Origin of the sequence: Caballeronia sp. LZ016 (genome assembly GCF_031450805.1) — a bacterium.
Taxonomy (GTDB): domain Bacteria; phylum Pseudomonadota; class Gammaproteobacteria; order Burkholderiales; family Burkholderiaceae; genus Caballeronia.
In genome coordinates, this window is the sequence record NZ_JARTVY010000004.1 from 215,872 (window position 1) to 231,259 (window position 15,388).

General features: G+C 62.1%; 14 protein-coding genes. 6 read left to right on the plus strand and 8 right to left on the minus strand.

The genetic code is table 11. The features are described from left to right. Positions 1 to 7 precede the first annotated feature (7 nt). The 6 genes from P9220_RS21500 to P9220_RS21525 all read right to left on the minus strand — a co-directional run bounded on the left by P9220_RS21500 (position 8) and on the right by P9220_RS21525 (position 6,835). Complete coding sequence (locus tag P9220_RS21500; protein ID WP_309767521.1) at positions 8 to 1,363, minus strand: TAXI family TRAP transporter solute-binding subunit; 1,356 nt, start codon at positions 1,361 to 1,363, stop codon at positions 8 to 10. 154 nt (positions 1,364 to 1,517) lie between these two features. Further along, a complete protein-coding gene (locus P9220_RS21505) occupies positions 1,518 to 2,291 on the minus strand; it encodes a hypothetical protein (protein WP_309767523.1) in 774 nt (257 codons plus the stop codon). Between the two features lie 244 nt (positions 2,292 to 2,535). Then, on the minus strand, positions 2,536 to 3,144 hold the full coding sequence (locus tag P9220_RS21510) for a TetR family transcriptional regulator (RefSeq protein ID WP_309767526.1): 609 nt from the start codon (positions 3,142 to 3,144) through the stop codon (positions 2,536 to 2,538). Positions 3,145 to 3,185: 41 nt separating this feature from the next. After that, positions 3,186 to 3,632, minus strand: coding sequence for a hypothetical protein (locus P9220_RS21515; RefSeq protein ID WP_309767528.1), 447 nt, complete (start codon positions 3,630 to 3,632; stop codon positions 3,186 to 3,188). Between the two features lie 120 nt (positions 3,633 to 3,752). After that, positions 3,753 to 5,762: an MFS transporter gene (locus P9220_RS21520; protein WP_309767530.1), complete on the minus strand. Its 2,010-nt coding sequence runs from the start codon at positions 5,760 to 5,762 to the stop codon at positions 3,753 to 3,755. Between the two features lie 149 nt (positions 5,763 to 5,911). Further along, positions 5,912 to 6,835, minus strand: coding sequence for an AlkA N-terminal domain-containing protein (locus tag P9220_RS21525; protein WP_309767532.1), 924 nt, complete (start codon positions 6,833 to 6,835; stop codon positions 5,912 to 5,914). Positions 6,836 to 6,959: 124 nt separating this feature from the next. On the opposite strand from P9220_RS21525, the gene P9220_RS21530 reads away from it, so the two are divergent. Further along, positions 6,960 to 7,082, plus strand: coding sequence for a hypothetical protein (locus P9220_RS21530; RefSeq protein WP_309767534.1), 123 nt, complete (start codon positions 6,960 to 6,962; stop codon positions 7,080 to 7,082). A 457-nt stretch (positions 7,083 to 7,539) separates the two neighbouring features. Here P9220_RS21530 and P9220_RS21535 read toward each other — a convergent pair whose 3' ends face one another. Both P9220_RS21535 and P9220_RS21540 read right to left on the minus strand, forming a co-directional pair. Then, positions 7,540 to 9,129, minus strand: coding sequence for a sensor domain-containing diguanylate cyclase (locus P9220_RS21535; RefSeq protein ID WP_309767536.1), 1,590 nt, complete (start codon positions 9,127 to 9,129; stop codon positions 7,540 to 7,542). Positions 9,130 to 9,243: 114 nt separating this feature from the next. Beyond that, a complete protein-coding gene (locus tag P9220_RS21540; protein ID WP_309767538.1) occupies positions 9,244 to 10,041 on the minus strand; it encodes a hypothetical protein in 798 nt (265 codons plus the stop codon). 643 nt (positions 10,042 to 10,684) lie between these two features. On the opposite strand from P9220_RS21540, the gene P9220_RS21545 reads away from it, so the two are divergent. The 5 genes from P9220_RS21545 to P9220_RS21565 all read left to right on the plus strand — a co-directional run bounded on the left by P9220_RS21545 (position 10,685) and on the right by P9220_RS21565 (position 15,370). Further along, positions 10,685 to 11,839: an efflux RND transporter periplasmic adaptor subunit gene (locus P9220_RS21545; protein WP_309767540.1), complete on the plus strand. Its 1,155-nt coding sequence runs from the start codon at positions 10,685 to 10,687 to the stop codon at positions 11,837 to 11,839. A gap of 1 nt (position 11,840) precedes the next feature. Then, the gene (locus P9220_RS21550; protein WP_309767542.1) at positions 11,841 to 12,533 is read left to right on the plus strand and encodes an ABC transporter ATP-binding protein; all 693 of its coding nucleotides are present in this window, start codon (positions 11,841 to 11,843) and stop codon (positions 12,531 to 12,533) included. A gap of 3 nt (positions 12,534 to 12,536) precedes the next feature. Then, entirely contained in the window at positions 12,537 to 13,691 is a 1,155-nt protein-coding gene (locus tag P9220_RS21555; RefSeq protein ID WP_309767545.1) for an ABC transporter permease, read from the plus strand. Between the two features lie 12 nt (positions 13,692 to 13,703). Beyond that, complete coding sequence (locus P9220_RS21560; protein ID WP_309767547.1) at positions 13,704 to 14,870, plus strand: ABC transporter permease; 1,167 nt, start codon at positions 13,704 to 13,706, stop codon at positions 14,868 to 14,870. Between the two features lie 107 nt (positions 14,871 to 14,977). Next, entirely contained in the window at positions 14,978 to 15,370 is a 393-nt protein-coding gene (locus P9220_RS21565) for a tautomerase family protein (protein ID WP_309767549.1), read from the plus strand. Positions 15,371 to 15,388 lie beyond the last annotated feature (18 nt).

Below are 15,388 nucleotides of genomic sequence, written 5' to 3' on the forward strand. Positions count from 1 at the left end.
TCGCCTCCTAAGCCGTGTGTTTTTCCTTTCGCGACGCAGTGGCCAGTCGCGAGCGCACGAAGCCGATATGCTCGCGGAGCACGTAAAGTGCATCGGCATACGCTAGCGGGAGCTTGAGCGTATCCAGCGATTCTTCGATGTAATCCAGTTCCACGAGCAACGCATGCCGCTCGTCATCGCTCGACATATGCATGGCGCCTCGCTCCACGGCGAGGAGCGCGCCGTAATAGCGATAAATGCGCGAGCGCACTCGCCATCGGTACAGCGCGGGCACGAGACGCAGCGCCGGAAAAATCAGTACCGCGACGGGCAGGAGCAAAACGAGCGCACGATCGGCGATGTTCGCAAGCCAGAATGGCAGTGCCCGATAAAGAAAACTCTTTCCCGAGCGGAAGTAGCGGCTTGCATCCTCGCTAATGGGGAACTCATGCGCAACGGGACTCGGGAACTGACCTGCGCGCTGCAATAGCCCGGCCATGCCATGCACCTCCTGCGCAGCTTCGATCAGCAAGTCCGAGAGGGCCGGGTGCAGGCTCGTGCGCGCCACGAGCTCCACTGTCGGGCTGATCAGATGCACGGTCTGCGGCGGAATGCGTCGTCCAAGATCGAGCACGCCGGGCGGCAATTCGATCTCGTCGAGATACGGAAAGATTCGTGTATAAGCGCGCGCTTCGTTGAAGTCCATTACCGATATGCCGGGCACCTTAAGCAAGCGGAGCATGAGTCCGCGCGTGGCCGAATCACCGCTAAGAAATACGGCGTCTGCTTCGTCGCTGACGAGTTGAGTGGCCGCCTGCAGGCCATCGGTCGGAAGAAGCTGTGTGCTGCCGCCGGGCGTGATGCCGTTCGCTTCGAGCAGTTTCAGCGACAGCATGCGGGTGCCGCTGCCTGCGCGTCCGACTGCAACGCGCTTGCCCTCCAGTTGCGATAGCAGCGTAAGTCCCTTTCCCCGATAAAACACGACGATAGGGACATACGACACGCTGCCGAGCGACATCAGCGACAACGCCTGCTCCTTGGTCGCGATGCCGCCCTGCACGAGCGCAAGGTCCACCTGAACGTTGGGATCGAGCAGACGCTCGAGGTTTTGCACGGAGCCATCGGAAGGCAGCACCTCGAGCGTGATGCCGTTGCGCGCAAGTACCTTCGCGTATTGCTGCGCGGTCTGATAAAGCGAGCTGTCGGGCTGGCCCGCGCTGATGGTGATCGTCCGGGGCGGCGCAGGGTTGACTAGCCAGACGACGAGCGCAGTCGCGAGCGCAAAGGCAAGCAGGAGAGGCCCGACCGTCCACGTGAGGTCGTGCAAGATCCCTTTCGCATGGTCTGGTGGCAGGTGAGGGCGCTTCATGCGGTGCCGTGGCATGAGCGGATCGCCCTCGATTCCTGCGCATCTGAAATGACACTGAGCATGTCGAGCCTGCTTTCTGACGCAGCGTTGACTCGCAGTGTACCGCCAGCCGCCGCAAGAACGGCAGTGGTCACCGCATCGGCGAGGCCGACGCATTGGTATTCTGCATTCAGGCCCAATGCGCCGGGACCCAGACCGTGCCGACCCAGTGACCGGGAACCCAAACCGCGGGTTGCTGTGCAGGCGCGACATAGACGGTAGCGGGCGGCGGAGGCGGCGGCGCTACGATCACCGCGGCAGTCGACACGGTCGCGCCCGTTACCACGGTCGTGCTATGCGAGACGTTCGTCGCCGTCGCCGATCCCGACGTCACGACGACGCCCGGCGCGACGCTCGTCGCACTGCCGGAATGGGCGACGGTGCCGCCGCCCGCTGTATCGACGGCGCCGTAGCGATTGCAGGTATAGCCGGCGCAATTCGTGAAAGCCGTATGGGTGGACGTGTTGCCGTTGGGACCGGTCACGGAGCCAGACGATGAATACTGCCCTGGTGCGCTGCGTGTCACGGTGTTCGCTGTGGTCGCGGTATTGCCGCCGGGGCCTGTCATGCTGCCGGTATGCGAGCACGCGCCGCCGGCGCAGCTCGTGTCGCCTGCATGCTGCACCGAGCGTCCATAGGGGCCATAGGCCGTACCTGAATTGGAGAACTGCCCCGGCGCGGTCCGCGTGACTGTGCCCGAATTCGTCGCAACGCCGCCCCACGGATTCACCACGCCGCCCGCGTGCGAGCAGCTTTCGCCGCCGCAGGAGCCGAAATGCGCACCGTTATATTCACCGCGCGCGGTGTACGCCGTGCCGCCGCGCGCCCAGCCCGCGAAAGCGGAGCCGCTCGATAATGCGAGGGCGGCCGCCGCAGCGACGATCATCATCCGGTGAATTGGCATTTTGGATGCGGACGAAACGCGCTTGCATGCAGCATTTGATCTGTCGTTCACGGGATGTCCTGTTCGGTGCGTGGGCCACCCGGCGTTTCGGTGTGGCAATGAGGCTCACTATAGGACGCGGATTTCCCGCCGTCTTGTGCAGACTTGTTTCATGCGATGTCATCGGAGCGGCGCGATGGAATGCGGTATGCAATCGACGTTGCGGTACCGGATCACTGCGGGAACGTCGCGCTGCGGCATGGCTTCATTCCCGCGAAGGGTGCGAGGCGCTTTCATCGCTGAGGGGCAGCATGGAAAAGAGGGCTTCGATCGCGGCGCTTGCCCGGCGCTTGCCATCGCTGCGCCCGACCGCCAGCTCGACGACAGCGAGGCCCACAACGAGCGCGTGGACCATCGCCACATGTTCCTTGCTGGCAGCGAGCCCCATCGCTTCGAGCATGCGCGTGACGCGCGCCGCAATGGAATCCGCGAACTCGCGAAACAGGCTGCGTATGGAAGGTTCTTCGTCGGCGGCCTGCGCGAGCGCCATCAGCACGCGCGTGTTCTCGTGCCGCATGGCGACGCTAGCGATCGATGCCGCCGTGATCTTCGGCGATGCTTCGCTCGCGAAAGCATCAAGTGCACTGAGCTGGCCATCGACGGCCGTGCGTGCGACAGCTTCGACCAGCGCGAGCCGCGTGGGAAAGTAGTAGGTGAGATGGCTCTGGCGCACGCCGGCGCGCCTGGCGACACGCGGCTGCGTGAAGCCGGCGTAGCCTTCTTCGCGCAACGTGGCGAGGGCGGCCTCGAGTATGGTTTGTCTGCGATCCTGCACGCTGGCTGCCTCGCGCGATGGGCTTGGTTGGTTGACCAAGACCTTATCGTGCGATGCTCGCAACGTCAACCATGCGCCCGTCAGGACTTGCCGTAGGAGGGTGGCTGCGGATTATGGGCTGGATTCGTGTCTAGCTTGCGGACCTCGGTGATGAGGTCGCTCGTGCGTATCGCGAGTTCTTCGAGGTCCAGTTCGAGCGCATCCGCGATGGCCTTGTCGTAGACTTCGTCGCCGTTTACGTACAGCGTGAAGGCATGCAGATACTTTGCTTGCTTGGCGGGATTCTCGATGGTTTCGCGTGTCCATCGATACAGCGGGTAATTCTCAGTGCCTTCGCGCTCGGCTTCGGCGACGTAATCGGCGAAAGCATCGAACTGGCACTTCAACGAAGCGCCGTGTCGCTGGAGCAACGTGTTGAGCGACGACAGCGCCGCGTTGTTCCTGTCTTTGCGTGCCAGTTCCGCGTATCGCGGACTGAGCCGGATTCGCACCTGATACTGCCATTGGTCGTTTGGGCCGTCGTTCATAGACGTCTTCCTTTCTTGAAGGGTGCAGTGGAGACCCATGCATGCGGTCCATCAGCCGGCGATAGAACTAGCGGATCGCTTCAGCATTCAGCATTCATCATTCAACATGCAGCGTTCGATTCAGCGCGCTTTCCGTTGCCGATTCATTCGTACGATCGGGCGGGGCTGCGCGTCGCGCCCTTGCAGCCGCCAGGCGCGCAGGGTATCGAGCGCAACGGAATTGCGCACGTAGCGATGCCAGACAAATGCGAGATCGAAGATCAGAATTGCCAGCCACCACGCATAGAGAAAAAGGAGGCCGCCCAGCACGACAGGCCATAACGCCGTGTCTTCGAGATCGCCCCAGAGCCGAACGCCGACGATCAGCACCGTCATCAGCGCACCCATGCCGACGATCACACGTCGTCCCCAGCGTGGCCTTCGCGGCGCGAACCAGCCAGACAGTGCGACGCAAATCCCGGCCGCGACGAACACGAGCTTACCGACGATTGAATCCTGCATGCGATCGTGCACGATATCCCCGAAGGGTCCCGCGAGAAACTCGGCGACGTCCGGCCGCAACACGAGCCAGAAGAGGAGTGCGCCGACTCCGAAGGCCACGAGCGCAGCGACGCGCCAGCGCAGCCACGCATCGGTGCGGGTCGCGCCGCGTGCCTTCACGAGTCGAGGAATGCGCGCCGCGACGGTCGTTCCCATCAACAGACATGCGAGCGCAAAGACCGAGCGCGTGAGATGGATGAATGCGGCTTCGCTGCCCGAACTGTCGGCGTCCGATGATGCGGTCACGGCTTTGTATACGAAGAACACGGCCGCGAGATGCAGCGCGAAGCTCAGCAGATAGGGAATCGCCGTGCTGACGAAGCCGCGCGCGCGGCGGTTGCGTGGAGGGACCGCGTCGGACTCGCCGAGCATGACGTCTTCGATGAAGTGGTTGAAGACGCCCGCATCGGTCCAGTACTCGGTATGCGCCTTGCCGGGCAGCCAGTAACGGGCGAATCCGTAGTCGTGCCTGTCTTCGAATTCGAACGCCTTGCAGCCTGCAGCATCCAGGTAAGCGCGCGTCGTGTCGAGCGCGAAGCCGACGGGGTCTCCGAAGTCGTAATAGTTGCGCCACTTGATACGCGAACCGAGCCGCAAGACGCCGCCAGTTCGATCCGGTAACTCGATCGCACCATCTGTTTCCCGCGTTGTGAGCGCCATGTTCCGCCATAGGTCCGGCCACAACAGAACATGCTTGTCGATGGGCGAACCGATGGTCATGAAGCCTCGCAGGCATTTCACCCAATCAGTGCTGATGACCTGCTTCTTGTCCCTCGGGTCCTGCACGCAAGACTGTGAAAGTGCATGCAGAATGCCGAGGAAACTGATGACTGTGCCTTCGCTATGTGCGATCAGATAAACCTCCGGCGCACAGTTGCAACGCGTCGTGACCAGATCGACTAGCCGTTTCATCACCCGATGGAAGCGAAAGACGATCGTGTCGCGATGCTGCTTGAAATCCGCGACGAGCTGGACGTCGCCGACATAATCGCGCAGGACCGGCGCCAGATCGAACTTGAAGATGCCGGCCTTCTCCGTCACGGCGAGCAGGCTTTGCATCACGGCGACCGTTTCGACGATTTCCTCGACGACGCCAGCCGCAAGCGAGAAGTCGGCCGGTTCCAGCTTGCGCTCGCTCACATTCAGCATATAGGCGGCCTGCGCGCGGCTCACGATGGACAGTCCCCACGCCTTGCTTTCCTCGAGCGTGTCGTCCTGCTTGACCACTTCGCGCGGGATATCCGCCCAATAGACTTCGGCGAAACCGAGCGTCGAATAGAAGGCGCGTTGCTCGGCGGTATAGGGGCCACCCTCGGGCAGGTCGAGCTGACGCACATCGACTTCGCCGACGCCCGCGATGTCGAAATAGCCGAGCGGCATGACGGGCAGCGGCGGGTCGTAACGCGAACCGAACTGGCTGGCGACCGAGCGTACGGTATCGCTATGCAACTGATTGCCGATGCCATGAATCGCGACGACGATCTTCTGCACGCGCGGCGCAATTGGCACATTGCATGCAATCGCGGCATCCACTGCTGACGCGGCGCGTTCACCGCGTCCGCCCTCCGTACCTCGGGATGCAGCGTCCATGTGCGACTCCCTGCTCCTCGTACTGCCATGTTTCTTGCTGCCAGGCGTGATGCTCGGCTGCGCCGTGGCATCCGCGTCGCTCGGTCATATCGAGATTAGGCTATTTTCGATTGCCCGGCATCCTGAATGCAACAGACCGCATGCAGGATTCAACCGCCTCGCAAGCGTCCCGTATTCAGGGCGGCACCGTTCCACAGGTGCATCGCCGCATAAGCGCGCCACGGACGCCAGCGTTCGGTGTACGCACGTTGCTGCGCCGGCCTGGCAAGCGCGGGCTCGCGCCGCGCAATCGCCTGCATCAGTACGAGATCGGCATCGGGCCACGCGTCGGGATCGCGCAGGGCGCGCATCGCGACATAGCCGACCGTCCACGGACCGATGCCGGGCATCGCGAGCAACTCGCGCTTCAGGTCTTCCCGGTTGGCGCCGGGCGTATCGATCGGCAGTGCGCCTGTCGCGACCGCGCGCGCGAAGCGTTGCACGGTTTCGACGCGCTTGCCAGGCATGCCGATCTTGTCGAGGTCCGCATCGGCGAGCTCGCGCGGCGTCGGAAAGCGCCACGCTGTGCCTTCGTGCGGATGACCGTCGATGCGCCGGCCCGCGCGCTGGACGATGCGGCCCATGATCGTCGATGCGCCCTTCACGCTCACCTGCTGCCCGACGATCGTCCGCACCACGAGCTCGAAGCCGGACCACGCCCCCGGCACACGCAGTCCCGGCGCCGCTTCGACGAGCGGTGCAAGCAACGGATCGCGCGAGAGGCAATGCGCGATCTCGTGAGGATCGACGTCCACGTCGAACATGCGGGAGAGCGGGGCAGCGAGTTCATCGGCGTGGCGGCGCGCATCGCCGTGCACGGACGCGATCAGGCGATGCTTGCGTCCGTGCGGTGTCACTTCGATGACGCCGTCGGCGCCGCGCCATTCGATCGCCCGACGATAAACGCCGTCTTCCACCGATTCGACACCGGCCGACGCCCTGCCGCCGATGAACGCGAGAAGGCGCGCCCAGTCGAACGGGCGCTTGAACGGTAGTTCGATGATTGCGGTGCTGCTCACGTGCGTCGATTGCATCTTGTATGCCGAATGATGAATGCCGATATTGCTTCTGCAGCGGCGCACGCTGCTTTCCGACGGATGCGCTCATTCGCCGCTAACTTTGTGCGACGAGAATGGCTTCATCGAAACGGAGGTCAACATGAACGCCATCACTATCAGCATCGTCGCAATGGTCATTACGGCTGCGCTTGCGGTCATTGCCCCGGTCACGAGCCATACCCAGCACGAAAGCATGGCATCGGTTGCTCATGCGACTACGTGACCACAACCGCACGCCAGGCCTGCTTTGCACCACGCGTGCCCCGGCAGATGCCGACGCAGAAGCGCAGCCATGCGCGGGCCACCGCGCGTCTCGAGCGCCGCGATCAACTCCACATGTTCGCGTATGGCGCTATGCACTTCACTGGCCGCGCGGGTACCGTCGAGTTCGGCACCAACAGCGCTGCGTTTTTGTGGATGGCGACGACGGTTCCCCGCGTGGAGCGGCGAAATGCGCTGACATCATAGCCTCTACGTGCTTTCGATCATCAGCGCGGCGCGTGCCTCGTCCGTCCAGACCGCGGCACGCCGATCAAGCGCACGAGTCTCGTCAATGTATCGTCGATGCATCGAGCGTGACTCACGACCATTGCATCAGGCACGGCAGACACTGCCGTCTCATACCTCCGTCGAATGCAGAATGCGAAAGCACATGCCATACGGCATGCCATCGCGCTACGCTACACGCCGCCGTCCGCAAGACTGTCTTCGTGGATCGCCTGGTTCCGGCCCGCCCGTTTCGCCCGATAAAGCGCGGCGTCGGCACTGTTGAGCAACTTGAGCGCGTCACTGCCCTGACGCGGCATCGCCGTCGCGGCGCCGATGCTGACCGTGAGGAAGCCCTTCGGCGAACCGCTGTTGGAGATGGCGAGCGACTCGACCTTCTTGCGCAGGCGATCGGCGAACATCACCGCACTGGCCGCCGTTGCGCCGGGCAGCACGATCACGAATTCCTCACCGCCATAGCGGGCGACGATATCGCCGGGGCGTTTCACTGCATGCTGAATGCAATCCGCCACCGCAACGAGGGCATCGTCGCCCATTGCGTGGCCGTAGGTATCGTTATAGAGCTTGAAGTAATCTACGTCGACGAAGAGGGCGGACAGCGGTTGGTCGGCACGACGCGCACGGCGCCACTCTTCGCCGAGACGGCGATCGAGTGCCCGCCGGTTGCTCAGGCCAGTCAGTGCGTCGGTGCCCGCCAGCCGCTGGAGCTTCTCGAGCGCTGTGGCGCGCGATCGCAGCGAAATCGCCAGCAGCCAGGAGATGGCGATGAACCCGCCGCCGAACATCAACGTGAGTCCGCCGATGATGGTGCTCCGATGCCGCCAGCCTTCGAGCACGTCGTCCTCCGCGGGCGCGACTGCGGCGATCAGGTTCGTGCCCGGCACGCGCACGAAGGTGTAGAGGCGGCGAACGCCATCGAGCGCGGACGTGGCGATGTACGAGCCCGAGGGCTGATCCTTCATGGCGACGAATGTCGGGGAAACGGAGACGTTTCGCGCATTGCCCGCGCCATCGCCTTGCAAGGGAGGTTTGCGTGCGAGCATCACACCGTCGCGTTGCACGATGAATACCGATCCTGCACGGCCGACGTTCACGCGCGATAGCAAGAGATCGAAGTAGCTCGTGTTCAGCGCGATGACAGCGACACCCGCGAAGGAGCCGTCGGGCGCGTTGATGCGCCGGCTCAACGCGAGCGATGGCTTGCCGTCGCGCAAGCGCGATTCGTAGGGCCCCGAAATATACAGTCCCACATTAGCGTTTTGCTCGTGCGCCTTGAAATAGCCGCGATCGCTGAACCAAAGGTTAGCGCGGTCGGATGCGTCCCGCGCATCCGTGATTCGCCCCTGGGCGTTCATGACGAATGCGCCGCCGATATAACTCGCGGCCGTCGCGCCGTCGAACAGCACGAGCGGGCGCAGCGCGGGCGCCATCTTCGCGACCTCCGGATTCTCGATGCTGCTTACGATCGTGCGTAACGACAGGTCGCTCGATTCCACGTTGCGTGCAATGTCCGCGCTGAGCGTGGCGACGACATTCGCCGATGCCTCGTGCGCGTTCTGCAGGGCCTGCGCGCGCCCTTGCCATAGCGCGGCGAATGAAAGCACGCCCATCGACAGGGCCATTGCCGTGCCGATGATGCCCGCCAGCAGCGGGAAGCGCGAGAACACGTCAGCGACGCGCAGCCACGCACTGTTGTTGCGCCGAAACAAGCGCAAACCGACGATGCGACCGGTCTTGCGCACGGCTCTGAAACTACGGGGCATTCGTCTCTCCATGACGCGAGCTTGTCGTTCCTCGACCTATGGCGCCACCTCGTGAATGATTGAAAACAGCCTGAATCAAGGGGTTTTCGCGTCGCACCAGCGCGTCGCTCGCGTCTACTTGACGAGACGTAACCGCCTCGTGACGATCGTGCCGGTGTTTCTGTCGATGAGCCACACGGCGTCGATACGTCCGTGCAACGTCGATGTCCTCCGCGTGATGTCGGTGGGCTCCTCATCGGTGGGATCGCTGTGCTCGGAGCGGTCGGACAGGTAAGGCGGTTCCAGCGAACAGACGAGCACGATCGCGAAATCGCCGCTGCCATGCGACGGATCGAAGCCAGGAAGCAGCGCGCTTCCACGCACGCTCGTTTTGGCGCGGTCGTCGGTGTCCAGCTGAATCGTGTCGATGGTCTGAATGAAGCCCTTCGCCTTCGCTTCCGGTGCAATGACGAGCTTCCGTCCGCTCTGGCCTTCGACTTTGCGCTTGAGCAGAATTAGATCGGGTTGCTCGGGCGCCGCAAGCGATACGTTGACCGACAGAAGCTTTTTTCTGGATTCAAAACGCACGCCGTACGACGCTGGTATCACGAATGCAAAAGTCCGCTCGGCTTGCGATCGCTCATCCTTGCTTGGGACGGAAGCGCTCGACGTGCGATGAAACGGGCGCGCCAGAAAGCTGCGCACGCGGCCCGTGATCGTCGGGTTTGCTCCCGGCTTCTTGCTCGATGACGTCGCGGCAGCCAATGCGTCTCGCACGTGCTCGGGATCGTCGCCGCTAAAGTGCGGCGGCAGCGACGTCACGGCAAGAATGCTGTTCGTTGACGCGCTCGCAGCCGTCGCCGCAGTCGCCGCGGGCGCGGATGCCGTGCAGTGCGCCTGCTGCGCGTAGACCGTCGCCGACAAGCACAGCACGGCGCCAACGGCTCTTATCGCAGCGTTTCGACCTGGTTTCCGAAATAACACGAAACTACCCCTGGCACGCATCGCCGAGTCCTGAAAGCGGCTATCTTAAAATAAAGCTGATTGTTCCGCCGCGAAATGCTGGTGCGATGCGTGAGCGCGGGGCGGTTCGGCTCGCCGTAAGATTTTTGTTCACAAGCCGGTATGTGCATTCATTTTCGATGGAACCGAAGGCAGCGGTACGCCAGCTCCCCAAGTGACGTTCGTCCGCTTTTTGTTCACGCCTGCGAAACCTCATCGGCAAACATCGTCAGCAGCGCACGAAAATCACCCAGCATCGCTGTGCGTCCCGCGCACGAGGCGCCCAATGCGGACATCCAAGCATGTTGTATTCAAGACGCCATCGGATGACAGCGCGCATCCGGGCGTTCGCCGCGTTCGGGGCAATCGACCTGAAACAGGCGCGCAGCGTTCGACGGTCGCAGCAAGGAAGCCGAAAGCAACACAAGGCGCGGCGCTATACTGAGCGTCCCTGAACGCAACACTGCCGAACCGCTGCGCAAAGCAACGAAAACGGCTCGGTATATCCCAAAAATTGGCTGAACACGACTTAGAGAAACTCAGGATCGACCGCGGACCCGCGGCCGCATCTGTCATGCCGCGTCGCAGGCGCAACTGGATTCGCTATGCGGCCATCGCGGCCATCATTGCTGTGCTGATCGGCGTCGGCGTCCGGCTTGCCGGGCCGCAAGCGGTGGAGACCGCCACCGTCACGTCGGTGTATCCATCGCAGACTTATACGCTCTTGAATGCGACCGGCTATGTCGTGCCGCAGCGCAAGGCGGCGGTGGCGTCGAAGGCGCAGGGCCGTGTCGAATGGCTCGGCGTGCTCGAAGGGACGGTGGTGAAGGAAGGGCAGATCATCGCGCGGCTGGAAAGCGCCGATGTGGCGGCGTCGCTCGCACAGGCACAGGCGCAGGTCAAGGTCGCGCAAGCCAACCTGCAGTTGCAGCGCGCTGAACTCGAGAATGCGGCAGCCAATCTCAAGCGCTCGCTGGTGCTTGCACCGCACGGCGCGATATCGGCGTCGCAATACGATGCCGACCGCGCCCGCTATGACAAGGCCAAAGCATCCATCAATAGCGACCAGGCTGCGATTCTTTCCGCGCAAGCCAACGCGCGCGCCGCACAAGTCGCCGTCGATCAGACCGTGATTCGCGCTCCGTTCGATGGCGTCGTGCTCGAGAAGCACGCCAATGTCGGCGATAACATCACGCCGTTTTCGTCGGCATCGGATAGCAAGGGCGCAGTCGTCACCATCGCCGACATGAAGACGCTCGAAGTCGAGGCGGACGTGGCCGAATCGAATATTGCACGCATCAAGGTCGATCAGCCATGCGAGGTGCAACTCGATGCATTGCCCGATACCCGCTTTGCAGGCCGCGTGTCGCGCATCGTGCCGACAGTCGATCGCTCCAAGGCCACGGTGCTCGTGAAAGTGCGTTTCGTCGATCGGGATGAACGCGTGCTGCCTGATATGAGCGCGAAGATCGCGTTTCTGTCGAAACCCGTGCCGCCCGAAGAAAAGAAGGCAGTGGTCGCGGTGCAGCCTGCGGCTGTCGTCATGCGCGGCGGCAAGAACGTGGTGTATCGCGTCGATAACGACAAGGCGCGCGAAGTGCCTGTGACAACGGGTGAGCGCATTGGCGACCTGCTTGCCGTATCCGGTGTCAAGCCAGGTGACACGCTCGTGCTTGCGCCCGGTGACAAGCTCAAGGACGGCGCCAGCATCACCGTGGCGAAGAAATAGCGTGAGCACGGCGCCCCTCGTTCAGATCAGCCACGTCGCGAAGTCGTATCGGCGTGGCGTGCAGACGGTGCCGGTATTGACCGACATCACACTGTCCATTGCCGAAGGCGATTTCGTTGCCTTGATGGGGCCGTCGGGTTCCGGCAAGAGTACGCTGCTCAATCTCATTGCAGGCATCGACAGACCCGATAGCGGCGAGTTGCGGGTCGGCGGGCTCGACATTACACGCTTGCCGGAAGCCGCGCTTGCGGACTGGCGCGCATCGCACGTGGGCTTTATTTTTCAGTTCTATAACCTCATGCCGGTGTTGACCGCGTTTGAGAACGTCGAGCTTCCGCTGATGCTGACAAGGCTCTCGCGAGCCGAACGTCGCGAGCGTGTCGCGATGGTGCTCGACATGGTCAATATGAGCGAGCGCACGAGTCACTATCCATCGGAGCTATCGGGCGGGCAACAGCAGCGCGTCGCGATTGCACGCGCGTTGATCACCGATCCGAAGCTGATCGTCGCGGACGAGCCGACCGGCGACCTCGATCGCACTTCCGCCAGCGAAGTGCTCGCGATGATGCAGCGTTTGAACGAGCGCCTTGGCAAGACCATCATCATGGTCACGCACGATGCGCATGCTGCCAACGCCGCCAAAGCGCTCGTGCATCTGGAGAAAGGCGAATTGATCGATGACAAGGCGCGCTAAGCCATGTACGTCCTCAAGCTGATTCTGCGCAACGCGACACGCCACAAGCTGCGCACCGCATTGACCGTGCTGGGACTCACCATCGCCGTGCTGGCTTATGGCCTGCTGCACACGGTCGTCGATGCGTGGTATGCAGGCGCGGCGGCGGCATCGAATGCGCGGCTCGTCACGCGCAATGCCATTTCGCTCGTTTTTCCTTTGCCGCTTGCGTATGAGAACCGCATACGCGGCGTCGATGGCGTCACGATGGTTGCGCGCTCCAACTGGTTCGGCGGCGTCTATCGCGACCCCAAGAATTTCTTCGCGCAGTTTGCAGTGTCGGACAATTATCTGGATCTTTACCCCGAGTTCATTATTTCGCCGCAAGCGCGTGCCGATTATCAGCGCGACAGAAAAGGCTGTCTTATCGGGCGCCAACTCGCCACGCAATACGGCTTCAAGGTCGGTGACGTGATCCCGCTAAAGGGCACCATCTATCCGGGCACGTGGGACTTCGTCGTGCGCGGCATCATGGAAGGGCGCGAGGAATCCACCATCACGCGGCAGCTCGTGTTCCACTGGGAGTACCTGAACGAAACCATTCGCAAGACGACGAAGCGCAACGTGGATCAGGTCGGCGTGTACGTTGTCGGCATCGATAATTCGGACCATGCTGCGGCCGTCTCACGCAACATCGACAGCGTGTTCAAGAACTCACTCGCTGAGACCTTGACCGAAACGGAGCAGGCGTTTCAACTCGGCTTCGTCGCGATGTCGAATCAGATCATTGCGGCGATACGTGTCGTGTCATACGTGGTGATCCTGATCATCATGGCCGTGATGGCCAATGCCATGGCAATGAGCGCGCGCGAGCGCACCGTCGAATATGCAACGCTCAAGGCGCTCGGCTTCGGACCGACGTTTCTTTCGGTGCTCGTCTTCGGTGAGTCGCTTGCGATTTGCGCCATTGGCGGCGGTATAGGCATGTTGCTGACTCCGCCCGCTGCCGTCGTTTTTCAGCATGCAACGGGCGGCGTGTTTCCGGTATTCAGGGTATCGCACGAGACGATGTTCTTGCAGGCGGTCTGCGCGCTGGCCGTTGCGCTGGCGGCGGCGGTCGTACCGGCTTTTCAGGCAAGCCGTGTGCGCATCGTCGAAGGCTTGCGCGCCATCGGTTAGGAGCAGACGGCCATGGCCATTCCGGTTTCCTATGTCGCCCGCAATCTATGGGCGCGCCGCCTCACGACACTGCTGACCGCAAGCGGCCTTGCGCTCGTGGTATTCGTCTTTGCAACGGTGCTGATGCTCGACGCGGGCCTCAAAAAGACACTCGTTTCGACGGGCGAGCGCGACAACGTCGTCGTCATTCGCAAGGGCGCGGAGACGGAGATTCAAAGCGCGATCGATCGCGCGCAAGCCAATGTGATGGAAATGCATCCGTCGGTCGCTTTGAATCGAAATGGAGAGCCGCTCGCATCGAAAGAGACCGTAGTTCTTATCTCGCTGACCAAGCTCGGCACGAATACGCCGGCCAATGTCGTCATTCGCGGCGTGTCTGCGATGGGCGTCGAGTTGCGCCCGCAAGTGAAGCTCACGGCGGGGCGCATGTTCACGCACGGTTCGTCGGAAATCATCGTGGGCAGCAGCATTGCCAGGGGCTTTGGCGGCACGCGCATCGGCGAGCATTTGCGCTTCGCGCAGCGTGACTGGACTGTCGTCGGCCATTTCGATGCGGCCGGCAGCGGTTTCGACTCGGAAATCTGGGGCGATGCCGATCAATTGATGCAGTCGTTTCGCCGAACCACGTACTCGTCGATGATCGTGCGCCTCGCGCGCAGCGATGCCTTCGAACGCTTCAGGAGCGATATCGACGTGGACCCGCGCCTCGCAGACGAAGCGAAACGCGAGCAAGTCTTTTACGGCGATCAGTCCAGGGCGCTCTCGACCTTCATCAATATTCTTGGCTTCACGTTATCCATCATCTTCTCGATAGCTGCCATGATCGGCGCGATGATCACGATGTACGCGTCGGTTGCTAACCGCGTCGGGGAAATCGGCACCTTGCGCGCGTTGGGCTTCAAACGAATCGACGTGCTGCTTGCTTTCCTGCTGGAAGCACTTTTGCTCGGACTCGTAGGCGGCATGGCGGGCCTGTGCTGTGCCGCATTGATGCAGTTCGCCTCGTTTTCCACGACGAATTTCCAGACCTTCGCTGACTTGTCCTTCCGCTTCATTCTCACGCCGTCGGTTGTGATTCGCACGGTCGTGTTCTCGCTCCTGATGGGTTTCGTCGGCGGATTCCTGCCTGCGCTGAGGGCCTCGCGCATGAGTATCGTCGATGCGCTGCGGGCACGTTGATCGTTCGATTCGGCGCAAGTATCGGTACTGAATTATTGAATATTCGAACTTGATGGCGAGCAGTAGAGTAGCTTTCATCGCGCTCTCAGACCGCTTGGGGAATATTCATGCCGCTCGTTAGAATCTCGCTGATCAAAGGAAAGTCGCGGGAGCACATCCGCGCGATCTCGAATCAGGTTCATGAGGCGCTGGTCGAAGCGTTCCAGGTTCCGGTGGACGACCGCTTCCAACTCATAGAACAGCGCGACCGTGACGACTTCATTTACGACGCGAATTATTTGGGCGTCGAGCGAAGCGATGACCTCGTCTTCATCCACATTACCGCAAGCGATTGGCGCAACCTTCCCACCAAGAAAGCTTTCTACAAGACGCTTGCCACGCGCCTGTCCGTATCGCCCGGCTTGCGGCCCGAAGACGTGCTGATCGTGCTTGCGCCTAATCGGCGCGAGGACTGGTCATTCGGACGCGGGCTCGCATCGTATGTGGATTCGGAAGCTTGACGGGCTTCGCTGAGTTCG